Source organism: Streptomyces monashensis, assembly GCF_001866665.1.
Classification (GTDB): Bacteria; Actinomycetota; Actinomycetes; order Streptomycetales; family Streptomycetaceae; genus Streptomyces; species Streptomyces monashensis.
Genome location: NZ_MLYO01000081.1, coordinates 66754 through 89890, shown reverse-complemented (window position 1 = coordinate 89890; position 23137 = coordinate 66754). Strand labels below are relative to the sequence as shown.

General features: G+C 70.8%; 20 protein-coding genes and 3 pseudogenes. 10 read left to right on the top strand and 13 right to left on the bottom strand.

Translation table 11 applies throughout. From position 1 onward, the window contains the following. Nucleotides 1-3 precede the first annotated feature (3 nt). The 3 genes from BIV23_RS38995 to BIV23_RS38985 form a co-directional block, all read right to left on the bottom strand. The gene (locus tag BIV23_RS38995; RefSeq protein ID WP_071385731.1) at nt 4-1707 is read right to left on the bottom strand and encodes a WD40 repeat domain-containing protein; all 1704 of its coding nucleotides are present in this window, start codon (nt 1705-1707) and stop codon (nt 4-6) included. Then, nucleotides 1704-2360: a GTP cyclohydrolase II gene (locus tag BIV23_RS38990; RefSeq protein ID WP_071385730.1), complete on the bottom strand. Its 657-nt coding sequence runs from the start codon at nt 2358-2360 to the stop codon at nt 1704-1706. Before BIV23_RS38990 ends, BIV23_RS38995 begins: the two co-directional genes overlap by 4 nt. A gap of 434 nt (nt 2361-2794) precedes the next feature. Then, a complete protein-coding gene (locus BIV23_RS38985) occupies nt 2795-3364 on the bottom strand; it encodes an NADPH-dependent FMN reductase (RefSeq protein ID WP_071385729.1) in 570 nt (189 codons plus the stop codon). 423 nt (nt 3365-3787) lie between these two features. Between BIV23_RS38985 and BIV23_RS38980 the strand changes: the two genes are divergently transcribed. From BIV23_RS38980 to BIV23_RS38970, 3 genes are read left to right on the top strand one after another with little or no spacing between them, the layout of a single operon-like run. Then, nucleotides 3788-4804, top strand: coding sequence for a ScbA/BarX family gamma-butyrolactone biosynthesis protein (locus tag BIV23_RS38980; protein WP_071385728.1), 1017 nt, complete (start codon nt 3788-3790; stop codon nt 4802-4804). A gap of 40 nt (nt 4805-4844) precedes the next feature. Then, nucleotides 4845-5501 carry an HAD family hydrolase gene (locus BIV23_RS38975; protein WP_245790856.1) on the top strand — a complete coding sequence of 219 codons (657 nt, stop codon included), beginning with the start codon at nt 4845-4847 and terminating at the stop codon, nt 5499-5501. Nucleotides 5502-5528: 27 nt separating this feature from the next. After that, a complete protein-coding gene (locus BIV23_RS38970; protein ID WP_071385726.1) occupies nt 5529-6737 on the top strand; it encodes a cytochrome P450 in 1209 nt (402 codons plus the stop codon). A 77-nt stretch (nt 6738-6814) separates the two neighbouring features. Here the strand turns inward: BIV23_RS38970 and BIV23_RS38965 are convergent, their stop codons facing one another. Further along, the gene (locus tag BIV23_RS38965) at nt 6815-8326 is read right to left on the bottom strand and encodes an FAD-dependent monooxygenase (protein ID WP_071385725.1); all 1512 of its coding nucleotides are present in this window, start codon (nt 8324-8326) and stop codon (nt 6815-6817) included. A gap of 222 nt (nt 8327-8548) precedes the next feature. Continuing rightward, nucleotides 8549-10114 (bottom strand): MFS transporter, encoded by a 1566-nt coding sequence (locus tag BIV23_RS38960; RefSeq protein ID WP_071385724.1) that lies wholly within the window; start codon nt 10112-10114, stop codon nt 8549-8551. Between the two features lie 127 nt (nt 10115-10241). Between BIV23_RS38960 and BIV23_RS38955 the strand changes: the two genes are divergently transcribed. Beyond that, on the top strand, nt 10242-10553 hold the full coding sequence (locus BIV23_RS38955) for an ArsR/SmtB family transcription factor (RefSeq protein ID WP_071385723.1): 312 nt from the start codon (nt 10242-10244) through the stop codon (nt 10551-10553). 6 nt (nt 10554-10559) lie between these two features. On the opposite strand, the gene BIV23_RS53405 is transcribed toward BIV23_RS38955, so the two are convergent. The 5 genes and pseudogenes from BIV23_RS53405 to BIV23_RS38940 form a co-directional block, all read right to left on the bottom strand. Continuing rightward, on the bottom strand, nt 10560-10682 hold the full coding sequence (locus tag BIV23_RS53405; protein WP_281250199.1) for a hypothetical protein: 123 nt from the start codon (nt 10680-10682) through the stop codon (nt 10560-10562). A 43-nt stretch (nt 10683-10725) separates the two neighbouring features. Further along, nucleotides 10726-10974, bottom strand: a pseudogene (locus BIV23_RS47660) (potassium-transporting ATPase subunit KdpA); the annotation flags it as partial. 123 nt (nt 10975-11097) lie between these two features. After that, nucleotides 11098-11874 carry a MerR family transcriptional regulator gene (locus BIV23_RS38950; RefSeq protein WP_071385722.1) on the bottom strand — a complete coding sequence of 259 codons (777 nt, stop codon included), beginning with the start codon at nt 11872-11874 and terminating at the stop codon, nt 11098-11100. Beyond that, nucleotides 11871-12968 (bottom strand): serine hydrolase domain-containing protein, encoded by a 1098-nt coding sequence (locus tag BIV23_RS38945; RefSeq protein ID WP_071385721.1) that lies wholly within the window; start codon nt 12966-12968, stop codon nt 11871-11873. Before BIV23_RS38945 ends, BIV23_RS38950 begins: the two co-directional genes overlap by 4 nt. 651 nt (nt 12969-13619) lie before the next feature. Further along, the gene (locus BIV23_RS38940) at nt 13620-15092 is read right to left on the bottom strand and encodes an MFS transporter (protein ID WP_177240199.1); all 1473 of its coding nucleotides are present in this window, start codon (nt 15090-15092) and stop codon (nt 13620-13622) included. A 196-nt stretch (nt 15093-15288) separates the two neighbouring features. Here BIV23_RS38940 and BIV23_RS38935 point away from each other — a divergent pair, with 196 nt between their 5' ends. Continuing rightward, entirely contained in the window at nt 15289-15621 is a 333-nt protein-coding gene (locus tag BIV23_RS38935; protein WP_071385720.1) for an ArsR/SmtB family transcription factor, read from the top strand. A gap of 271 nt (nt 15622-15892) precedes the next feature. Next, nucleotides 15893-15999 (top strand): annotated as a pseudogene (locus BIV23_RS54185) (transposase); the annotation flags it as partial. Between the two features lie 273 nt (nt 16000-16272). Here the strand turns inward: BIV23_RS54185 and BIV23_RS52735 are convergent. Continuing rightward, a pseudogene (locus BIV23_RS52735) lies at nt 16273-16422 on the bottom strand (IS5-like element IS4811 family transposase); the annotation flags it as partial. Between the two features lie 29 nt (nt 16423-16451). Next, nucleotides 16452-17507 carry a ScbA/BarX family gamma-butyrolactone biosynthesis protein gene (locus BIV23_RS38925; protein ID WP_079173685.1) on the bottom strand — a complete coding sequence of 352 codons (1056 nt, stop codon included), beginning with the start codon at nt 17505-17507 and terminating at the stop codon, nt 16452-16454. Nucleotides 17508-17598: 91 nt separating this feature from the next. Between BIV23_RS38925 and BIV23_RS38920 the strand changes: the two genes are divergently transcribed. The 4 genes from BIV23_RS38920 (at nt 17599) to BIV23_RS38905 (ending at nt 20762) form a co-directional block, all read left to right on the top strand. Beyond that, nucleotides 17599-18228 carry a ScbR family autoregulator-binding transcription factor gene (locus tag BIV23_RS38920; RefSeq protein WP_071385718.1) on the top strand — a complete coding sequence of 210 codons (630 nt, stop codon included), beginning with the start codon at nt 17599-17601 and terminating at the stop codon, nt 18226-18228. Nucleotides 18229-18236: 8 nt separating this feature from the next. After that, nucleotides 18237-19094 (top strand): NAD(P)H-binding protein, encoded by an 858-nt coding sequence (locus tag BIV23_RS38915; protein ID WP_071385717.1) that lies wholly within the window; start codon nt 18237-18239, stop codon nt 19092-19094. 159 nt (nt 19095-19253) lie between these two features. Next, nucleotides 19254-20021 carry an SDR family NAD(P)-dependent oxidoreductase gene (locus BIV23_RS38910; RefSeq protein WP_071385716.1) on the top strand — a complete coding sequence of 256 codons (768 nt, stop codon included), beginning with the start codon at nt 19254-19256 and terminating at the stop codon, nt 20019-20021. Between the two features lie 159 nt (nt 20022-20180). Next, nucleotides 20181-20762: a TetR/AcrR family transcriptional regulator gene (locus BIV23_RS38905; RefSeq protein ID WP_079173684.1), complete on the top strand. Its 582-nt coding sequence runs from the start codon at nt 20181-20183 to the stop codon at nt 20760-20762. A 76-nt stretch (nt 20763-20838) separates the two neighbouring features. Here the strand turns inward: BIV23_RS38905 and BIV23_RS38900 are convergent, their stop codons facing one another. After that, the gene (locus tag BIV23_RS38900; protein WP_071385715.1) at nt 20839-21969 is read right to left on the bottom strand and encodes an IS701 family transposase; all 1131 of its coding nucleotides are present in this window, start codon (nt 21967-21969) and stop codon (nt 20839-20841) included. Nucleotides 21970-23137 lie beyond the last annotated feature (1168 nt).

The window sequence follows — 23137 nt, the reverse complement described above, 5'->3', positions numbered from 1 at the left end:
AGTTCACTCGCCCCGCGGCACCCTGGGCGCCGGTATCTCGTAGACGGTGCCGTCGTACGAGGCGGCCAGGAACCGGTCCCCGTCCTCCGTGTAGTGCACACAGGAGATGCCGGCGGTGGTCGGCCTGGTGACGAGCGGCCAGGAGCCGGTGCGGGTGTCGAAGACGGCCACCAGTCCGGCGTAGGAACCGGTCGCGACCAGCGCTCCGTCGGCGGAGGCGGCGACGGACTTGACGGAGTGGTCGTGCGGGGTGGGCACCGCGGTGGCCCGCTGCCCGTCCCACAGCCGCAGCACCCGGTCCCGGCTGATGCTGGCGAACCGGCCGTCGGGCAGGGCCGCGCAGCCGTTGGCGATCCTGCTGTGCGCGCTCTCGACGCGCGCCGTCTCCTCCAGCGTGCGCGTGCTGAACCAACTGGCCGCGGAGTCGGCGCACACGGCGAAGACGGTGTCGTCGGAGCAGGCCACGCCCTTCACCGCGTTCGCGTGCAGCGGCAGTGTCGCGACATGCCGCAGTCCGCCGCCGGCCGGCACCGCGAAGACCAGCCCCTCGCCGGTGTAGGCACCGACGACGACGTGCGGCACGCCGTCCCGGTCGAAGGCCGCCGCACAGTTCAGGGGTGAGCGGTGCTGGTACAGCACCTCCCCGGTGTCGGCGTCGAAGACCCGGCCCAGCTGACCGCCGGTCAGGACGCGCCCGCCGACGTGGACCAGGAAGTTGCACAGGCTGCCCGTCTCCGCCACGGCGGCGCCGCCGGCTCGGACGACGCCGGAGTCGCCCACCGTGTACCTGCGGCCGTCGGGCAGCGTGGCGACGGCGTTCACACAGGGTGTGCCCTGCACCCGGTCGGTGTCCCACCGGCCCTCGGTGAGGTCGTAGACGGCGTAGGTGGAGCCGAACGTGGCGAAGACCAGTTCGCGGTCGTCGAGGAAGGCGCACGAGCGGGCCCACACCTCGGCCGGGAACTCGGCGGTGTGCACGGGCCGCAGTCCCCGGGCCGTGTCCCAGACGCGCAGCGACCGGTCGTAGCTGAGACTGACCAGGGCGCCGGTGGCCGCGTTGTACACCAGGCGCTTGATGCCCGCGTCGTGCGCGGGGAAGTGCTGCCGCTCTGCGCCGTCGATGCGGATGATCGCGCCGTCGTCGTTTCCGGCGAACACCACGCCGGAGCGGGTGATCGCGATGGTGTCCGTCTCGACGCCGCCGAGGTCGACCTCCTCCACGAGCGTGCCCGCCGCGAGCGACCAGCGTTTGACCGTTCCGTCGTCGCCGGCCGACAGCAGTTCCCCGGCCGCCGGGAGCCACTCCACGGAGATGACGTCGGCGGTGTGCCCCTCGAACGTGTGGACCAGGGTGCCCGCGAAGTCGTAGACGCGGACGACGTGATCGCGTGAGGCGGTCGCGATCAGTTCCTCGTCCGGGTGGAACGCGGACATCTCCACGTCGTCCTTGTGGTCCGCGAACACCGCGAGCAGCTTCAGGTCGGGAACCGACCAGAGCCGGGCGGTGTAGTCGCTGGAGGAGGTCACGAGCCGGGTGCCGTCGGGGCTGAAGGCCACCTGGTTGGCGAGGTGGTCGTGGAAGGCGCGGGCGAGCGGCTCCCCGGCACCGGCGTCCCAGAGGACGACCTGGTTGTCGTAGCCGGCGGTCGCCACGTACCGGCCGCCGTGGGTGGCCACACCGCTGATGGGTCCCTGATGGCGGATCATGCGATCTTCTCCTTCTCGGTCCGCTCGTGCAGACGGATGGTGTGCAGGGTCTTCTCGGCCTTGGCCGTGAGGTAGGCCCGGTTGTGCGGATTGATGTGTACGCCCGTGGGGTGCGTGCGGCGCACGGTGATACCCCGTGCGGTCAACTGCCGTGCCTTGTCCGGGTTGTTGGTCAGCAGGTCCACGCAGGTGTGTCCGAGTGCTCGGAGCATCTGCGCGGCGACGGTGTAGTCCCGCAGGTCGTCGCCGAGTCCGAGGGCCTGGTTGGCCTCGTAGGTGTCCAGGCCGCCGTCCTGGAGCCGGTAGGCGTCGAGCTTGCGGTACAGGCCGATGCCCCTGCCCTCCTGGCGGAGGTAGAGCAGCACGCCGCCGGCCTCGCGGAGGGCGGTCAGGGCCTCGTCGAGCTGCGGGCCGCAGTCACAGCGGGCGGACCCGAGGACGTCACCCGTGAGGCATTCGGAGTGCACCCGGACCAGCGGCGTTCCCGGGTCCGGTGGGCCCAGTTCCACCGCGAGATGCTCGGCGCCGTCGCTGAGTCCGTGGAACGTCGACACCCAGGCGTCCGCCATGAGGCCGGTGGGCAGCCGCAGGGGCACCCGTACCCGGGTGCGCACCGTGCAGGGGTCGACAGGCGGGTCGATGGGATTGTGCATGCGGGTCTCTCTTCGCGTCGTGGTTGCCGTCGGGTGACTCGGGAAGGGCGCGGGGTTCTGCCGTCGAACTCCCGTCGGCCGCCCGTGCGGCGGTGGTGGGGATTCCCGGCCCGCGGGCGAGGCCGGGCGCGGGAGGGGGCGAGCGGGGAGGGAGCCCGGGTCGCGAAGGCGCAGCCGGGACAGGGAGGAGCAGCCGCGTGGGGGTGTGCGCCGGCACCCCCCCGAGGTGACGGGAGGAGTGTGTGCCGGGCGGTGCCGGACGGACGGCCCTCGGGTCGGGTCGCGGGTCGGGTGTCCGGTGGCGGCGAGGGTGCGGTACGGCAGCGGGCGCGCGGGATGTGCGGCGGCGCCCCGGGATCCACCGCCGCCCTCGGTGCGGCGGGAGGAGTGTGTGCCGGGCGCCCCTGGGACAGGCGGTGCCGGGCGGGCGGGCCTCAGGCCGCGCCGCGGGTCAGGTGTCCGGTGGCGGCGAGCGTGGCGTCGACGAGCCCGTCCAGGGCCGCCGTCACGGCCGGCTCGGTGTAGAGGCCGCGCGGCCCGAGACGGGCCGCGGCGTTTCCCAGGGCGACCCGGCCGTGGTCCACCACGAGCGCTCCGGCCCGCTCGAGCACCCGGTGCAGCTCGGGCTGGACCTCCGCGCCGCCGCCCTTGCCGGGTGACGCGGTCGCCGTCGCGACGGGCTTGCCGGTCAGGGCACTGGCGCCCCAGGGACGGGAGAGCCAGTCGAGCGCGTTCTTCAGCCCGCCGGGCATCGATCCGTTGTAGCTGGGGCTGCTGATGACGACGGCGTCGGCGTGGCGTACCAGTTCCTGGGCCGCCGCGACGGGCGCCGGCACGCCCTGTGCCTCGACGTCCTCGTCGAACAGCGGCAGACCTGCCGGGGTGAGCAGGTGCGTGCCGATGTCCCCGGGCCTGCGCTCGAGGATGGCCCGGACCGTCGTCAGCAGGGCGGCGTTCACGGAGTTGCGGCGCAGGCTTCCCGAGACGAGGACGATGGTGGTCACGCGGTACTCCCCAGAATCTGCGGATCGGCCGGCCCTCAGCCGGCCCTCGACTTCGAAGCATGATCCGTGCGGGGGTTCCCGCTGCGTTCCCCCACTCCTCCCTCGCTCCTCCCTCCCGGAGGGAACCCGAAGACCGCGGCCCGAGCGGGACTTGGCGCAGCAGCGGACGCACCGTCAGACGCGAGCCATCTCACAGAGCCACCCGGCAGCCCTCCGAAATACCCTCTGACCAGGCGCGATACGCTGATGGAGGCAGTTCGGGGCAGACCATCCCCGACCGGCCCACGGCCGCTTTCGACACAAGAAGTTAACGCCGCCGTCCGCACGGAAGTGGCGTGCGCCACGGTGATTGGGCATTCAACAAGGTACGGTCCATCTCATACCTCCGCCTGGAGGCGTACCTACACAAGGGGGAACTCAGCCATGTCCACGAACCTGGACACCAAACTCAGCTACTCGAGCACCGTGCCCCGGGCACTGGTGCACCGAGCCGCCGTCTGCGAGGTGTTCCTCACCGACTCGGCCCGCATATCCGAGGACGAGTACGTCGTCGCCGCACAGCTGCCGCGCGTGCACAGCTACTACAACGACCAGATCACGGCGCCGGCTGTCTACGACCCGCTGCTCCTCGCCGAGGTCTTCCGCCAGGCGTCGATCTACGCCGCGCACACCTTCCTCGACGCCCCGGTCGACCAGAAGTTCATCTTCAACAGCGGCGAGCTGCTCGTCACCGACGCCGCCGCCCTGCGCATCGGCGCCAGGCCGGGGCACGCCGAGATCCGCGCCCGGCAGGTCGAGCTGAAACACCGCGAGGGCACCGTCACCGGCAGCACGCTCGACATGGTCCTGACGGTGGACGGACGCGAGGCGGCGACCATGCGCACGACCTGCCAGTGGATGCCGGGACAGGCCTGGAACCGGATGCGCGAGACGGGGCGCGACCGGCTCACGCTGACCCCGGCCCGGCCGCACCACACCGGGCGCCGCGTCGCCCCGGTCACCGTGGGCCGCCTCTCCCCGCAGAACGTGGTGCTCTCCGAGGTCGAGGTGCGTGAGTGTGAAGTGCTCGCGCAGATCATCGTCGACGAGACGAGCCCGGCGCTCTTCGACCACCCGCTGGACCACATCCCGGGCGCGCTGATCTTCGAGGGGTTCCGGCAGTCCGCCGTGTACGCCGCGTACGAGCTGTTCGGCCTCTCCCCGCGCGGTCTCCTGCTCACCCGTGTGGAGACGGACTTCACCCGGTTCGGCGAGTTCGAGCTGCCCACGGACTGCCTGGTGCGCGTGGTGGAACCGCCGGCGCCGGACACGGTGGCCTTCGAGATCACCATGACGCAGGAGGACGAGCAGATCGCGCGCGCCCGCGTGCACCTCGCCCGTACCAGCCCCGTCGCCGGAGCCCTGCTCAACCGTTTCTCCTACGCCACCGCCGGTGCCTGAGAACCCCTCCCGAATCCGGGCGAGACAAGGAGACACAGCAGTGCCCCAGCCCATGATCTGGTTCGACTTCGGCGGTGTGCTCTCGCCGCCGCTCGACGACCTCTTCGACTCCTACCACGCGCGCACGGGCATCACGCCCCGGCAGTTGAAGACCGCGCTCGCCGCGGTCGGCGCCGAACTGGACGTCGAACCGCTCGCGCCCATCGAACTGGCCCTGCTCACCGAGGAGGAGTGGGGACGGTCCATGGTCCGCGTCCTCGAGGAGGCCAACCCCGGCATCGATCTGTCCCGGGCGCGCTTCGAGCGTTTCGGGGAGCAGTGGTTCGAGGGGGTCCGCGCCAACCCGGTGATGGTGTCGGCGGCCCGGCACGCGAAGGAGCACGGCTACCGGGTCGGCATCCTCAGCAACAACGTTGTCGAGTGGGAGCCCTACTGGCGTGCCATCGTCGCGCCCGTCGGCGAGGTCGACTGCATCGTCGACTCCTGCAGGATCGGCGTCCGCAAGCCCGATCCGGAGATCTTCCGGCGGGCCGAGAAGGAGGCGGGGGTGCCGGCCGAGGAATGCGTGCTGGTCGACGACCTCGCCGAGAACTGCACGGCGGCCCGGCGCGTCGGCTGGCGCGCGGTGCAGTTCCGCAACAGCGCCCAGGCCGTGCGTGACCTGGCGGGCCTCATCGGACTGCCCGCCCTCGTCTGACGCCCCGCTCTTCCTCACGGAGTACACATGACCAGTACCGTCACGTCCGCGGCCGTCACCGTCGCGGACATCCCCCACCTCGACCCCGTCCCGGCCTTCGCGCCGCTCGCCGAGCGCAGCCCGCAGGGCATCGCGCAGATCCGGCTGCCGAGCGGCCACACGGCGCTGCACATGACCCGGTACGCCGATGTGCACAAGGTGCTCACCGACCCGGCGTCCGGCCGCACCGAGACCAACGTCGAGGGCGGTCCGAGCTTCCTGCCGACCGTGATGCCGAAGGAACTGCTGCTCAACCTGGACGCCCCGTTCCACGCCCGGGTCCGCGGCTTCGTCGCCGCCGACTACAGCGCGGCGGGGGTCGAGCGGCTGCGCCCGGTGCTCGACCGGGTGCTGGACGAGGGGATCGAACGACTGCGCTCGGCCGCGTCCCCCGACCTCTTCACCGACCTCGTCGACCGGATCCCGGTCACGGTCAACTGCCACTTCCTCGGCGTGCCCCTGGCGGACGTGCCGTACTTCCGGCCGTCGGCGCGGATCGTGCAGATCGCCTCGCACGAGAACGTGCCGGACCTGGTGGAGCACTTCTACCGGGTGTACGGCTATGTGCAGGACCTGGTGACCGGGACCCGGGCGGCGGTGCCCGGCGGTCTGATCGACCGCTTCCGCAGCGACCGTGACCGGGCCGAACCGCCGCTCGACGACGCCGAGTTGACCGGCATCTTCTTCGGCTCGCTGCTCGGCGCCGACCAGAACGTGGTGTCCGTGCTGACCAAGTCGCTGTACACGCTGCTCGCGGCGCCGGCGCTGTGGCGCAGGCTCGCCGAGGAGCCCGGGATCGCGCCGCGCCTCGCCGAGGAGCTCATCCGGCTGATCCCGCTCGGCACCATCTCCGCGTTCCCGCGGATCGCGGGCCGTGACCTGGACACCAGTCAGGGCGTCGTCCCGGCCGGCAGCGTGGTCTACCCGGACGCCTTCGCCGCCAACCGCGACCCCGAGGCGTTCCCCGACCCGCTGACCATCGACCCCGACCGGGTGCCCGCCAAGCGGCATCTGCAGTTCGGCTACGGCATGCACCACTGCATGGGCGCCGCGCTCGCCCGCATGGAGATCGTGGCCGTACTGACCCGCCTGGCCCGGGAGTTCCCGGACCTGGCCCTGGCCATCGAGCCGGCCGAGGTGCCCTGGGACGACGGAACGGTGCTGCGCAGGCCCACCTCGCTGCCGGTTCGCTGGTGAGCCGGGGTTCCGGCTGACGTGCCGACGGGCCGGGGAGGGCGGGTGCGGGGTTCCGTGCCCGCCCTCCGGCACGCCCGTCAGCGGGGCTCGCCGAACCACTGACGCAGCGCGTCGGTGAGGGAGCCGCCGTCCGGGGTCCAGGCCACATAGCCGTCGGGGCGGACGAGGACGGCGTCCCAGGGCAGTTGCAGGTCAGCCGTCGCGGCCACCGTGCGCAGCACATGGGCCCAGCCCTCGCCCTGCGCACGGCGGGCCGCGCCGTCCTCGCCGAGCAGGAGCAGGACCGGGCGGCCGGGCAGCAGCAGCCGGGTCAGATCGGCCGGCCCGTCGTCCGTGGTGAGCGGCAGGTTCGGCAGGAACTGGCCCTCCCAGCGGGAACCGAGCCCGGTGCGCGCGGGGTACACCGTCTCCTGGGCGCTGATCATGTGGCCGACGTGGGTGTTCACCTCGCCGAGTCCGAGGAGTTCGGTGACGAGGTCGCGCAGCGGGTCGAGCCCGGGATCCGGCCGCATCAGGGCGAGTTGGGCGCGTGTGTTGTCGATGACCCGCTGCCCGGCGGGCCGGCGTTCGGCGTCATAGGTGTCGAGCAGGTCCTTGCCCGCGGTGCCCGTGAGGGTGTGGGCGAGTTTCCAGGAGAGGTTGAGGGCGTCCTGCAGACCGAGATTGAGTCCCTGCCCGCCGACCGGGAAGTGGACGTGGGCGGCGTCGCCGGCGAGGAACACCCGGTCCTGGCGGTAGTGGCGCACCAGCCGGGTGAAGTCGCTGAACCGGGAGAAGAACCGCGCATCGGCCATCGGCACGTCGTGGCCGAGGATGCGCTCGCCCTCCCGCCGCAGTTCGTCGAGGGTGAGCGGGGAGTGCCGGTCGGGGTGCGGGCCGCGGAAGTCGATCGTGATGAACCTGCTGTGCCCGTAGGGATTGACGCCCGCCACCGTCCAGCCGCGCGGGGTGCGGTGCCAGCCGTACGGCACGCTGTCCGGTTCGGTCAGCCGCACCACGCCGAGCAGTGCGGACACGGTCGCGGGGTGGATGTCCTCGGCGAAGCCGAGCCGCTCACGCACGGTGCTGCGGGCGCCGTCCGCACCGACGACGTACTGAGCAGTGAACTGACGTACTCCGTCCGGGCCTTGGGCGGTGACCTCGACCGCGTCGGGTCCCTGTACGAGGTCGGTCACGCGGTGCCCGCGCAGCACGGTGACGCCCCGGTCGCGGGCCCGCCGCTCGAAGTCCCGCTCGAGGTCGGCCTGGGAGCGTCCGACGATGGGGCCGGGCTCGGTCGCGGGCGCGGTGATGACGAGTCCCGGCATGCCCGCGAAGTGGAACGCGTCGGCGGAACTGCGCCGCATCCGGTCCTCGTTGGCGGCGTGCGCGTGCAGATGACCGCGCCGGGCCAGGCCCTGCACGGTACGGGCGTGCAGGGTGCCCGCCTTGGGCTGGTCGACCGTGCGCGGTTCGGCCTCGAGTACGACGGTGGAGATGCCGTAGTGCCCGAGCTCGGCGGCGACGAGCATGCCGACGGGGCCGCCCCCGACGACCAGGACCTGGGCGTGGACGGGAGCGGGGCTGGGGTCGTCGAGGGGAGGGTGCATGGGGCGCGGGTCCTTTCCTGGTGCCGCCCCGGCCGCTCGGCGAGCGCGGACCACGGGGGCCGCGGTGCCGCCGGCGCGGGCGAACGCGTGAGGCCCGGCGCCCCGCCGGGGGAGATGGGGCGCCGGGCCGGTCTCATGGGTGTCGCGTGGTTCGGGTGGGGAGCGCGGCCCGCGCCGGACGGGGCCTGCTCGGCGCGAAGGCCGCCCCGCCCGGCGCGACGCTCACGCGGTGGTCTTGTCGGAACTGCCGCGCAGCAGGGCGGCGACCACGACGCACAGCACGAGGCAGACCGCGGCCAGCCCCCACAGGACGCTGTGGAAGGCGGAGTCGTAGGACTGGGCGAGGAAGTGCGTGAAGCCCTTGGTGTCCGTCGCCCCGGACAGCTCGGTGGCCCGGTCGAGGTCGCCGCCCGCCGCCTGGTTGGCGACCTGGTCCGCGTGCGAGGCGCCGGGGTGGGCGCCGATGCCGTCCTTGATGCGGTTGCCGAGCGCGGTCGCGAGGGCCGACCCGTACACCGCCACGGCGACGGCCTCGCTGCCGAGCCGCAGCGTGTTGAGGAAGCCCGCCGCCATGCCCGCCTTGGCCGGGTCGACCAGCGCCAGCGCCTGACCGTCGACGAGTCCCGCCGACAGGCCCATGCCGGCGCCGGTGACGAGCATCGGCAGGGCGACGACGAGGAGCTTGACGTCCGGCGAGAAGAGGGTGAGCGCCAGGTCGCCGACGACCAGGCAGCCAAGGCTGACGTAGATGAGGACGAGCGCGGAGACCCCGCGGCCGACGAGCTTCGCGGCGAGCATCGGGCAGACGAGCACGGGCGCGGTGAGCAGCAGCATGATCAGGCCCGCGGCGCCGGTGGTGCGGCCGGTGACCGCCGTCAGGTAGCTCGGCAGGTAGGTGAGCATGGTGACGAAGCCGAAGGACGCGGCGACCGGCACCAGGCACAGGCCGACGAAGCGGCGGTTGCGCAGCACGCTCAGGTCCAGCATCGGGTGCTCCCGGCGGTTCTCGACCACGGCGAAGGCCACGAGGACGACGATCGCGCCCGCGAACAGCCCGAGCACACCCGCGCTGCCCCAGCCCCACTGCGAGCCCTGCACGATGGCGGTGGTCAGCAGCACCATGGCGACGACGAACAGGGCGCTGCCCGGCAGGTCGATGCGCGCGCCGCTGCCGCCGTCGGCCGGCATGGCCTTGGCGATGGCGGGCACCGCGAGGAGCACGAGGAGCAGGGCGACGGCGTGCACCGCGAACACCCAGCGCCAGCCGAGGCCCTGCACGAGCGCGCCGGCCAGCGAGGGGCCGATCGCCACTCCGACGCCCGCGACGGTGCCGAACAGCGCGAACGCCTTGGCGCGCGCCGGGCCGTCGAACACGGTCGACAGGATCGCCGCACCGCACGAGAAGATCGCCGCACCGCCGATTCCGGCGAGCGCGCGGGCGGCGTCCAGCCACAGCACATTGGTGGCGACGGCGCTGGCCAGCGAGGCCACGGCGTAGACGGCGGCACCGGCCGCGAAGGCCTTGACCCGGCCGACGATGTCGGCGACGGAGCCCCAGACGAGGGTGAAGCAGGCGAAGGCGACGTTGAAGGCGTTCACCACCCACTGCAGGGGGGCGAGACCGGCGTGGGTGTCGGCCCCGATGTCGGGCAGTGCGACGGCCGTGCCGGAGATCGACATCGGGACGACGAACACCGCGAGGAGTACGGCGGCCAGGGTCAGAGTGCGGCCCGGCTGCCCTTCCGCCTGCACGGGTGGTGCGGCCGACGACGTGGTCTGCGTACTCATGGGGGCACAACTCCAGGCTCGGTCCGGCCGACTGCGCGACCAGGTACGGATTTCATCGAACCTTAAAGTGGCACAGAAGAAGGTATGATGCAACCCGTACCTGAGGGCGATGGGAAGGAGGGCGACGATGCCCGACGAGGACGGTCACCCCTCACCCGAGGAGATGGACCTGCGGACCGTGCTGAGCGCGCTGTCCGACCCCCTGCGCTACGGGATCGTGGCCGCCCTGCTACGGGAACCGGAAGGCGCGGCACGCACCTGTGCCTCCTTCAACCTCCCGGTCTCGAAGTCCACGACGACCCACCACTTCAAGATCCTGCGCGAGGCGGGCCTGGTACGGCAGGTCGACCGCGGCAACAGCAGGGCCGCCACCCTGCGCCGGGCGGAACTGGACCGGCGCTTCCCCGGCCTGCTGGACCTGGTCGGCGCCAACCCCTGACCGGCCTCACACCCGAAGCCGGTACGGCAGCACGCAGACCACCACGTCCGTACGCGCCGGCAACACCGTGGCGACCGGCAGGCCGCGCTGGTTCTGGAGGATCTCGTAGCGCCGGTGGCGGGGTTCCACCTCGGCCGGCGACCAGCTCGGACAGCAACAGCCCGTGCTGCTCCCGCAGCCGGGACATGAGCCCGACCATGCAGCGCACGGCCGAGAAGGCGAGGACGCCGCGCGGATACGCGGGCCAGGTCATCTCGGTGTCGGGGCCGGCACCGATGGCCTGGTAGATCCACTTCTCGACGCGCAGGTCCTTGCGCGATTCGTAGACCATGGCCATGTAGTTGCCGGCGGGGACGTGGACGAGTGCCAGTGCGCCTATGAGGGCCAGCAGTTGGAGCACTCCGGCGAGGACGGGACCCAGGTGGCTCTCAGTGGGCGATTCGCCTGGATCAAATGCCCACTGAGGGGTCATCTCATGTGCGGGGGAGAGCGGGTGAGTTTCTCATCTGCTGTGACGCGCGCAGTCGGTGGCTCGAGGATTCCGTCACCGGTGCGGCACGGGTACACCTGCGGAGCGGAGTCTGGCCTCGGTGAGCGTGGTCAGCCGGGCTGCGACCGGTGCCTGGTCCTCGCGGTGGTTGTTGATCAGCTTGTACTGGGCCGAGGCCTTTCGCCATGCCTGGAGGCTGGCATGGTCCCCCAGCAGCGCGGGGTTGGCGAGGTAGTGGTCGGCCATGGCGGTGGCGAGTTCTTCGATCCTCGGGTCGTCCGGTTCCCAGGTCTCGGCCGCCCAGCCGCGCTTGGCCAGGTCGATGTACTCGGGGTCGTCGAGGCCGTGTTCGAGCTGGGTCAGGAAGCCGTCGAAGCCCTGCGGCACCAGCGCCCGGGCCAGTACCAGGGCCTCGCGTTGCGCGGCCACGTGGTCGGGGCTGAAGCCGAGGCCGGGCATCCGGTCCAGGATCGCGCAGGCGCGGTCGGGCAGCAGGGCCCGGTCGCCGTCGGCGAGCCGGCGCAGGGTGTCGCGGCGGGCGACCAGCTCATCGATGCGTTCGGTGAGCTGCCGCTCGGCGTCGGCGAGCGCGGCGCCGAACCGCGCGGCGTCGGCGTCGAGCATGGGCCCGATCTCGGCCAGCGGTACGCCCGCGGTGGCCAGCGTCCGTACCTGCACCAGCTGCAGCAGCTCGCCGGATCCGTACCGCCGGTAGCCGGAGCTGTCCCGGCCCGGCTCCGCGACCAGGCCGAGCTTGTGGTAGTGCCGCACCGTCTTCACCGTGACGCCGACGAACGCCGCCGCCTGCCCGATCGTGACTCCGCTCCTCATCGGCCCAGTCTGCCGCAGAACACCTGGTCGACGAACCGCTGTTGGGCGGTCCGGAACGCCGGTGCTATCGCCAGGCCGGCGTCGTCCACCCAGGTCAGCCCGGCGGTCAGGGTCGTGGTGCCGTCGGGGGTGCTGTACATCAGTGCCGCCGAGCCCATGGTGGCGCCGTTGTGGTGGAAGACGGTGCCGCCCTCCGTTTCCTGTGCGAACACCCCCAGGCCGTAGCCGGCGGTCGCCTCCGGTGTGCGCATCTCGGCCAGCAGCCCGGCCGGCAGGAGCTTGCCGCCCATCAGTGCGGAAAAGTACGTGTGCAGGTCCTGAGTGGTCGAGATCATGTCACCACCGGCCCCGACCCAGGACGGGTTCTGACGGGTGACGTCGACCGTCTGCTGCTGCCCGGTCTCCCCGTAGCGGTAGTAGCCGTGGTTGTGCGGCTCGGGGATCTCCGGCGAGGCGCCCGGCGCCACGGTGCCGGTCATCCCCAGCGGGCCCAGGATCAGCCGTCGCAACTCCTCGGCGAACGAACGGCCGGTGACCTTCTCGATCACCAGCCGGGCCAGCACGTAGTTGGTGTTGGCGTAGCTCCAGCCCGTGCCCGGCGCGAACCGCGGCGGCTTGGACAACGACAGCCGCACCAGCTCTTCGGGCAGGTAGGTCTTGAACCGGTTGTCCACCCACTCCTTGCCCTGCCAGGGGACCCCCGGCACGATCGTGCCGTCCTCGTGGAGTTCGCCGGTGTGGTTGAAGATCCCGCTGGTGTGCTGCAGCAGCATCCGCACCGTGATCCGCCGGTCGAGACCGAACTCGGGCAGGTGGTCGTCGGCAGGGGCATCCAGGCCGATCCTGCCCTCGGCCACCAGCAGGAGCACCGAGGCGGCGACGAAGTTCTTGGTGCTGCTGCCGATACGGAAGTGCCCGTTCGTCAGCGGCTTGGCGCTCCGGCCCAGCTCGCGCACACCGGCGCTGCCGACCCACTCGCCCTGCTCGTCGTTCACCCGGAGCTGGACCCCGAGGAAACCGGACTCGACCAACTCCTCGATCGCCTCCCTCAGTTCCGGACGGTCCTGCCCCTGGGCGGAAAGGTTGGTGGACATGGTGCTCCTTCACATCAGTTGTGCCTGGGGCGACTCCGCGCCGCTGCGACGAGCCTCCACCCTGCCCCGAGGTCAACCTCAACGGTGATCCAGCCCACAGTCGCTCCCCGTCGGCACTGTCGGCGGCGAGATCTTCCGGCCCCGCGGCAGCGGACCCCGGGACGCCGACCTGCGCCGCGTCCGCGCCGCCCGCGTCGCCGTCGAGTGGGTCCGCGAGCAGGACGCCGAGACGCCCACCGACCACCACACCACCATCAACAGCAACGACGGCTTCCACCAAGACAGCGGCATGGACGGCGCGTTGCGGCATCTTCGCGGCGACCCGACGATGTCCGGGCGCACGAGTGGCTGTGCCACGGCGCGGACCCGCCGCATCAGCCGGCCGCCAGGTCAGCCTCGGCAGGCCGGTCCGTGCAGGACGACAGCACGTCGTCGACCGCTTCGGCCGGTACGTCGCCGTCGGTGTGGGCCGGTCCGGTCCGACCCGGGGCAGACGCACCCGGCGCCGTCCGACCGTCACGTCGCGCCGGCCGGATGAGGCGCATGTCCCGTCACCCACCGCCACGTTCGACGCCTCTGTCAGGACCTCCGAGGTGTTGGCGGCCGCGGGCCGTGCGGGGGATGGCCGGTCGGCGGTGGACCCGCCGCTCCTCACTTCACCGCCAGGGTTTCGTTCTCCCTTCCGGTGGTCTCGGAGGCCGTGACCGTCCGGGTCTCGTGGCTGGGGAGGGTGAAGGTCAGGAGCAGGCCGATGACCATACCCGCCGCGGCCAGGAGTACCGCGACGAAGCCGCCGTCCGCGGTCTTCACCCTCAGCGCGTGCCCGTCCAGTCCATGGGTGCCGGCCGCCGCGATCGCCGTGAGGACCGCCAGGCCGATCGCGTTGCCGATGTTCAGCGTCGTCGACGCCATGCCGTTGGCGATGCCCTGTTCGTCGGCGGCCACTCCGGTGGCTGCCGCGATCCACATGGCCGTCCAGACGATGCCCTGGCCGACGCCGGACACGATCAGGCCTGCCGACAGGGAGGCGTAGCCCGCGTCCGCGTCGAATCCCAGTGCCAGGACGGCCGTTCCGACCACGCCGATCACGAAGCCCGTCACCAGGGTCGTCCTGACGCCGGTCTTCGAGGCCATGCGTTCGCCCGCCTGTGTGCCTGTCGCGATGGCCACGGACGGGACCAGGAAGGCGAGGCCTGTCTGCAGCGCGCTGTACCCGTGCACGTCCTGGAGCAGCACGGTCAGGAAGTACGGCAGGGTTCCGAACGTCGCCATGTAGATGAACGTCACCGACATGCCCACCGTCAGATTCCGGTTCCGGAACAGGCGGAACGGCATCAGCGGTTCGGCGCTGCGCGTCTCGATCAGTGCGAACAGGGCCAGCAGGACCGCTGCCACGACGAACGCCCACACCACCACCGGTGAACCCCAGCCCAGTTCCGGGCCCTCCACCAGGGCCAGTACGAGCAGCGTGGAGCCGCCTGTCGACGTCAGTGCGCCTGGCAGGTCGAAGCGGCGGCGGCCCGCTGCCGCCGCGTCCTCGGGGATCACCTTCAGTGCGGCCAGTGCCACCAGACCCGCGAGCGGTACGTTGACGAAGAAGACCGCCGGCCAGCCGAAGGCCTGCGTGAGCACACCGCCGAGCAGTGCGCCGAGGGTCAGGCCGCTCGCTCCGGCGCCGCCCCACACGGCCAGCGCCTTGTTGCGCCTGGGGCCTTCCTCGAAGAGCGTGTTGATCAGCGACAGCGTCGAAGGAAGCAGCAATGCGCCTCCCAGGCCCTGTACCGCACGCGCCACGACGATGACGGCAGGTGTTCCCGCGAGACCGCCTGCCAGCGAGGACAACGCGTAAGTCGTCAATGCCAGCACGAACATGCGCCGGCGGCCGAACAGATCCGCGGCCCGGCCTCCGAGCAACAGGAATCCGCCCGCGATCACCACATAGGCGCTCACCACCAACTGCTGTGTCTGACCCGGGAATCCGAGGTCCGCACCGATGTCCGGCAGCGCCACGAACACGATGTTGATGTCCAGCGAGAAGATCAGCTGGGCCAGTGCCAGCAACGCCAGGCTCCAGCCCAGTCGCTGTGGCGGCACGGCTGCCGATGGTGTGAGGGAGGGGGTCATGAGATGTCAGCCCCTTTCGGTTCAGTGGGCGTGGAGCCCCTGCAAGTACGACCGTACGTATGTTTGCGTACTTACGCATTGAGAGGCAGGCGTTCGGCGTTCCGGGCGGAGACTTTGCCAAGTCGCGCCCTCCGTGGGGCCGGAGGCCGCTGTCGGCGGGCGCTGAACGATTCAACTGTCCGGGTACAGTTGGACAATGATTCCCCACCACCCCACCCGGGATCAGATCCGGATCGAGAACGTCCTGTCCTCGCTGGGGCATCCCATGCGGCTGGCCGTCGCGCGCGCCCTCGCCACCGGGGGCGAGCAGAACTGCGGCAGCATCCTGGAGGGCGTGTCGAAGTCGACGATGACGCACCACTGGCGCGTGCTGCGGGACAGCGGCGTCATCTGGCAGCGGCCGTCCGGACGGGAGAACCTGCTGTCGCTGCGCCGCGAGGATCTCGACATCCGCTATCCCGGGCTGCTCGACGCGATCCTCGCCGGGGCCGGGACCGACGAGCGCAGCGGCAGCCCGGCGTCGGCCTGAGGCCGACGGGGCATCGGCACGACTAGAGCCCGGACGCCCCTGCGGTGGGGCGTGGCGTCCGGGCCTGAGCCGGCGGGCCGACGGTTTCCTGCCCCGGCCGCTCTGGCGCACGGTCTTCCCGGTCGCCCCCGGCACACTTCTGGCCCGGCACCGCCGGTTCATCGCCGCCACGTGGGACTACAGCAGGCGACACCCGCGAATCGGGCCGCCGCCGAGCAGGGAAACGATCAGGAAGCCCGTGCGCCGCATCATGGACGCCAGTCTCCACGTCGACCGCGCCGGGATCCCCTGGCGCTGTCTGCCGCACGACTTCGCACCGTGGAGGCGGTCTACGGCTACTTCGCCGCCTGGCCGAAGGAAGGGATCTTCGACCAGCTCAACGGTCTGCAGGCCGCCAGCGCCCTGGGTGTCGACACCCCTCGGCCTGCTGCCGGCCGTCCGGGTGACCGCGGCAAGCGTCTGCGACAACACCGGCGGCACCGGCTGCCCGGCGAAGCCACCGACCACGGCGCCCGCCTCGCGATCGACGTCGAAGTCGTCCGACGCGACCCCGGCAGCGCAGGGTTGACGGTGATCCTCCGACGCCGGGTGGCCGAGCGGACCTTCGGCCGGCTGACGCACCACCGCCGTCTCGCCCGCGACGACGAGACCCAGGTGAAGGAAGAGCTCGGCCCAGTCGACGAGCGTGCCGGCGTCAGCCAAGTCGGCCCGGACGATGGTGACTTCAGGGTGCGTCAGCCGCAGGCGGAAGAGAACTTCGTGGGCCGCGACGCTGTCGTGCACGTCGGCCGGGGACGTGAGCTGGTTCTTCTCGCTGTGCAGCTGCCCGATCAGCCGACCCTGCAACCAGCCGCTGCTGCTCGACCGACGTGACCTGTGGTTTCCCGGTCGGCGTCGGATGACGAGTGGGGCACGTCGGCGCCGGCCGGAGGCTCAAGTGGCCCGAGCCGGCGCAGGGATGTCGCCGTCTGGGCGGGGACGGCCTCGATCGTGATCTCACCGCTCAGGGCGCTCCCGTGTTCCTGTTCTATGACGGCCCGCAGCACGTTGCGGCGCACGGGCTCGACCGAGATCCAGGCTGCGGCGTCCAGTTCCACCCAGCTCTCGAAGGACACGGACATCCCCGTCACCATGCTGGTCGTGGTGAGGCTCGTCGCGTGGGCGGCCTGGCGCAGGGCTTCCAGGAGAAGCATGCCGGGCGCGTGATCGACAGGGTGGTCGAACAGGACGCCGTGGTCCAGGTCGGCGCGCAACTGCCATCGGCCGGAGCGCTCGGTGCTCGCCAGTACCACGTTCTCGGTCAGGCAGTGTCCGACGGTGGCGGGCGGCACGGCGGGCGGGGGCGGCACGGCCCTGCGGTGTATGTCGGCGAGATCCTGCTTACCGCGCAGCCGCATGTAGACGGCGGAGGAGTGATTGGTGAAGCGCGTGCTTGCGTTCCCGATGTGGCGTCCGTTCAGGCTGGCGGCCGCGTGCATGGTCATCGAGACCAGGCAGCCCTTTCGGAGCCGGACATCCGTGCACGTGATCTCCAGGACGACGTCGGCCGGGCCGCGCGGAACCAGCATGGCCGACGGCTCGACTTCGAAGCTGAAGTCGTCCCAGACCAGATGGCTGCCGAAGGGCACGCCATAGGCGACATGGGACAGCAGTGGAAACGTCTGGCGGACCGTTTCGACGAAGAGCAGAGGGTCGAAGCGTTGGTTGCGAGGCACATAGAAGGTGTGGAACCGGGGCCACCGGGCGCGGACGGTGTGCCGGTCGCCGTCGTGAGTCGTCCATCCGGTGAGCAGCACCTCGTCGGGCGCAAGCTTGTGGACGAGTTCCTGAGGAACCCTTTCGGTCAGTCGCGGTCCGTTGTGTCCGAGACCACAAGAGTTGGACATGCCAGCCTTTCCCCCTGAATGGACAGCCCGCTCGGCAGCGGTGCGGCTAACATAAATTACGCTATCTATGTCTGTCGAGGAGGGGCTGGGAGTGCCAACTGTCAAGGCGGAGAGAGCCGCGCGGACGAGACAGAAGATCCTGCTGGCGGCGGCCGAGGTCTTCGACGAGGTCGGCTACGAGAGGGCGTCGGTGACCCGTATCGTGGAGCGGGCGGGGCTCACCCTCGGCGCGCTCTACTTCCACTTCGGCTCGAAGCAGGGCCTGGCCGAAGCATTGATGAACGCCCAGCCGGCGACGATAGAACCCCACCTCGAGTCCTCCGGGTTGCAGCGTCTGGTGGACATCACCTTGGTGTGGGCGGACCGTATGCAACGCGATCCGATCCTGCGGGCCGGAGTCCGCCTCGCCGTCGAACAGGGCAGCCACGGCATGAACGACGCCACCTCCTTCGAGGAATGGCGGGCGCTCATGCGCAGCCACCTCGACGTGGCCCGAGCGGACGGTGAACTCCGTGAGTCCGTCAGCCCCGAACGGGTAGCCCGTTTCGTCGTCGGCGCCTGTACCGGCATGCAGACCTACTCGCACCTCACCACCAAGCGGGCCGACCTCATGGAACGCGTCAGCGACATGTGGCAACTGCTGTTGCCCGGCGTCGCTGCCGAGGCGGTGGTGCACGACATCCAGACCAACCCCGAGCGCATCCCCGTCGCAGAACTGTGATCACAACCATGACCCGGCACATCGTCCTCACCGGAGCCACCGGACAGATCGCCCCGCTGGCCGTACGGCACCTCGCGGCCCACCACCGCATCACGCTCACCAGTCGCACTCCTCGCACCACCGGACAGCGTCCCGGCGTCACCCACGTCGCCTGCGACTACGACGTTCCCGAGAGCCTCGTCGACGCGTTCCGTGGCGCCGACACCCTCTTCGTCGTGACGAACGACCCCACACGTCCCGAACACGACCGGAACATAGTGCGGGCGGCCGTCGACGCCTCGGTGGGGCACATCGTCAAACTCTCCGCGGCGGCGGTGCACGACAGCGCGGCGCACGACCTCGTCACCACGTGGCAGCGCAGCAACGAGGAACGCATCAGGAACAGCGGCATCCCCTGGACCATGATCCAGCCACGTTCGTTCATGTCACATGCCCTGGCCTGGGCGTCCAGCATCAGAAGCCGCGGCGCCGCATACGCGTTGCACCCTCACAGCCGTAACGCGTGCATCGCACCGGAGGACGTCGCGCAGGCGGCCGCCCGCGTCCTGGACGAGGACAGTGCCGAGCACCACTTCCGCTCCTACCAGCTCACGGGCCCGCAGTCGCTCTCGGCCCACGAACAGTGCGCCGTCCTGGCCGAACTGCTGGAGCGCCCCCTGGTCTGCCGAGCGCTGTCCCGTGCGCAGGCACACGCGAACTACTCGCGCCGGTACTCGCCGGCGATGGCAGACGCTCTGCTGGCGAGCGCCGAGCGGCAGTTGGCCGGTGCCAAAGCTCACACCACGGACACGGTCGAGCGACTCACGGGGAGGCCCGCGACGACCTTCGCCGCGTGGGCGGCCGGCCATGTCGACCGCTTCGCGTGAGACCGGTGAGGGCGAGCGAGAGGAGTGAAATCCAGCCACGGCTCGGCTTGCCAGCCGAAGCACTTGGCGTGACGATCTTCGCGCCAGGTACACCAGACACACCGAAGCACGCGCTTCTCCCCGGGCACGGGAGAGGCGGTGCCCACACGAAGGAGACCCATGTCCGCACGGGGCCTGCTGCACGGCAAGACGATCCTCATCACCGGAGCGAGCAGCGGCATCGGCGCGGCGGCAGCACAGCTCTTCGCCCAGGAGGAGGCTCGCGTGGTGCTGACCGCCCGCCGTGAGGACCGGCTGCTCGAGCTCGTGGACAAGATCGGCGCAGCAGGCGGTCGGGCCACCGCCGTGGTGGCCGACGTCACCCGTGCCGAGGACATGCGCACGGCCGCACGGACGGCACTGGAGACGTTCGGCAGCCTCGACGCCGCCTTCAACAACGCCGGGTGGACCTCCACCGGAACCCCGATGCACCTGATGGGCGATGACGAGTACGACCGCATCATGGACGTCAATGCCCGAGGCGTGTGGAACGCGATGCGGGCCCAGATAGCCGTGATGCTCGAACACGGCGGCGGCTCCATCGTGAACACCTCAAGCGTCGCCGGAGTCCGCGCGACCGGCGCCTCTGCCCCTTACATAGCCGCCAAGCACGCGGTCATCGGCCTGAGCCGGGCCGCGGCCGACGAATACGCGAAGCAGAACATCCGCGTCAACGCGCTTGTCGTCGGCAGCACCCGGACCGAGCTGATGGACGAGGTGCTCTCCAACACCCCTTCGCTCTTCAAGCCCTTCACCGAGCGCGCTGTTCAACAGCGCCTGGCGGACCCCGTCGAGATCGCTCAGACAGCCGCCTGGCTCTGCTCCGACCGCGCGTCGTTCACCACGGGCGCCGCCATCCCGGCCGACGGAGGATGGACCGCCCGGTAGCGGCTCGCGCTCCGCCGGTGGACTTGCCCAGAACGTTCCCAACCCTCGTCGTTCTCATGCTCGTTGACCTGCGTTCGCCGTAGGGTCGTACCGCCCGTCGAGCCAGGCCACGGGCCCGCGCCGCCCGCGGCCCGTCGTCGTGATCCTCGAGGCCCCGTCATGAAGAACAGCGAGAAAGCCGCCAGAACCCGAGCGAACCTCGTCCTGGCAGCAGCACACCACTTCGACCGGTACGGCTATGTCGCCACGGTGCTCAACTCCGTCTGCGCCGAAGCAGGCGTCACGCTGGGGGCACTCACCTTCCACTTCCGCTGCAAAGCGGAACTGGCGTCGGCCGTGGTGGACGAAGGCCTCGGCGAACTGCAACGCATCCTCAGGGCATGTCCCGACACCGACCGCCCCCTCCACGACCTCTCCGCGCTCCTGCTCCAGGCGACGACAGCACTGCGGAACAACGTACTCACCCGGGCTGCCACGCGCCTGACCGAGGAGGGCCACGGCGACTCCCACTGGCCCGGCACCTGGCACGCGGAGGTGCTGCGGCTGCTGGAGCGGGCCTCCGTCATCGGCGAACTCGCCGAAGACGTACGGCCGACCACCGCCGTGTGTCTCATCACGCACGCGGTGGAGGGGGCCACAAGAGAAGCCAGGAACGCCGGAGTCGGTGACGTCTCGACGGCTCCCGACTTCGCCGAGATCTGGCGCGCTGTACTGGGCGGCCTGGCCGCGGGCATGCGCTGAGTACGTCGGACCGGCGGGCGCTGCTGAGCATACGGGCGTCGGCCGGCCGGGCGCCGTCGCCGTCGAGTCCGACCTGTCAGGAGTGGCCGACGCGGACCTGGGCGTAGGTGAAGGCGGCGGACACCAGGGTGGTGTGGCGATGCCAGCCGGGGAACGATCGGCCTTCGAAGTCCTGCAGCCCGAAGTCGGCACTCAGAGTGTCGACGACGTTCGCCGCAAGCCGCGGCTGTCGCATGAGCGGCAGCAGATCGGGCAGCGGCCGGTCGACCAGATTCGTCAGCCACGTCCGTGCCGAGCCGTTCAGCCTTCCCTGAGCCAGCAGCCGCAGCCGGACGCGTTCCGTCGCGGGACCGGGCAGGGTCACCGGAAGGCCGAGCACGTGCTGCCGCTCTCCTTCGTCTGCGGTCCTACGGTCCGTGAGCAGCTGCCGGAGGGTGAGGGCCGGTGAGTTGGCCGACGTGGATGTCACACGCTGGACATGCACAGTGTCGGGGACTTCGACCACGAAGGGCTGTTCGCCCCGCGCCAGATGGGCGAGGAAGGATTCGCGGTCCGGCAGCCAGGACAGGTCGGCCGTGAGGGGGGTGTGCCGGTCAGGAGACCACCGGGTGACGCGTCGCAGGAGTTCGGCGGCCTGCGACCACAGGGGCCCACAGACCTCGTCCGGGACCCGCACCTTGGACCGCAGCGGGGAGTCCGTCGCCCACCCCTCGGGGATGTACAGGTTCCAGTCGACCGGCAGCGGGCCGTGCTCGCCCGTGGCCAGCATGACCATGCCGAGCTGGCAGTTCGACACCCGACGCAGCACGGGGTTGAACCTTCGGTGGACTCCGGCGGAGTGCTCGCCGCGCTTGGGGATGAAGGCGGGGGCCAGCGTCCAGGCCGTTGTCGGGCTGGTCCGCTGCGCCCAGCGCAGTAGGTGCTGACGCACTGTCAGCCACTCCCACGGGCTGGCGTTCACGAATTGGTGCATGGCCTGCGAGGCCGTGGGGGATGCGCTGACGGATTCCGCCAGCCGCCGCACCGACTTCTTTCCCGGTGTCTGCAGCAGCGCCTTGATGTACAGCTGGGCCCACTTGCGCTGGTCCGCCCGTGGCAGACAGTCGAAGACCGTCTCGACGAACGGTCGGAGCCGCGGGACTCGGGGGAGGCGGGGTTCCCTGCCGTCGACGAACGGTCCTGGCGCCGACTCGTAGAGCAGTGTCATCGAAACTCGTGCCTCCCACACGGCACTTGGCCATGGCCCCCGATGTGCGCGCGGATGACCTCGCCGCCGAGACGGGGGATTCACCGGCAGCGAGGTCTCGCACAGCATAAATAGCGCTATTTATGTGTGTCTACGTGAGGGGAGATGTGGCGCGACTTAGCCAAGTCCAGCGGTGTGATTCAGCCCAAAGGCCGCACATGGCAGGCTGCGGCCGGGCCGCTGACGCCGTGGGCGCCGTGGAGCGGGCTGTCCCTGCCGCCGGCTGGCACACCATGACATCTGAGCGGGAGTCGGTGCGGACTGGTCGGCTTCGCGGCACTCGGCGCGGCACGCGCGGGACGGTCGACGGACGAGGTCCGGGCTGTCCCCGGCCATCTCCCCGCCCGCGTCGGCCTGATGACACCTTCGCCAGGCCTGTGAGGCGCCATGGGGTCGGATTCGCACACTTGCGGCGTTTGACGTGATTCGCACCGACGGACTTGGCGAAGTCGCATCACGCCCCCCACTCGAGTCAGACATAAATAGCGCTATTTATGCTTGGCTCGGACTCGTCGCTGGTGAGTCCCCCGCCGTCGGCGGCGAGGCCATCCGCACACATCGGGGGCTACGGCCAAGTGCCGTGTGGGAGGGACGAGTTTCGATGACACTGCTCTACGAGTCGGCGCCAGGACCGTTCGTCGACGGCAGGGAACCCCGCCTCCCCCGAGTCCCGCGGCTCCGACCGTTCGTCGAGACGGTCTTCGACTGTCCGTCATGGCCGGACCCGCCCCGTCGGACCCTGTCGCCGACCGCCTCCGCCATCTCTCCGCGCACGGGCGCGACCTCGTCGGCGACAGGCGGAGTCTTCTCATCACCCAGGACACGCTGGACGGGGTGCCTTTGGCGGTGGGCTCGGCAGACCGGATGAGGGCGACGACGCGGGATCGTGCGGCCGCAGCGGAGGACGAGTGCGCCGGTGTCCACCTGCCGCCGGTCGACATCACGTCGGATTCCGCCCTTGGCGCCCTTCGTAAGGTGCCAAGTGATCAGTCCCGTCGTCATGACGGAAGACGGGTCCCGCTTGCATTGCATGAGTGAGTGAAATACGAAACGGGGGTTTTCAGTGACGGCTTCGACCAGCACCGCCGATTCACCGCGCAGCGCGGAGGAGGATACCGCGCACATCCGC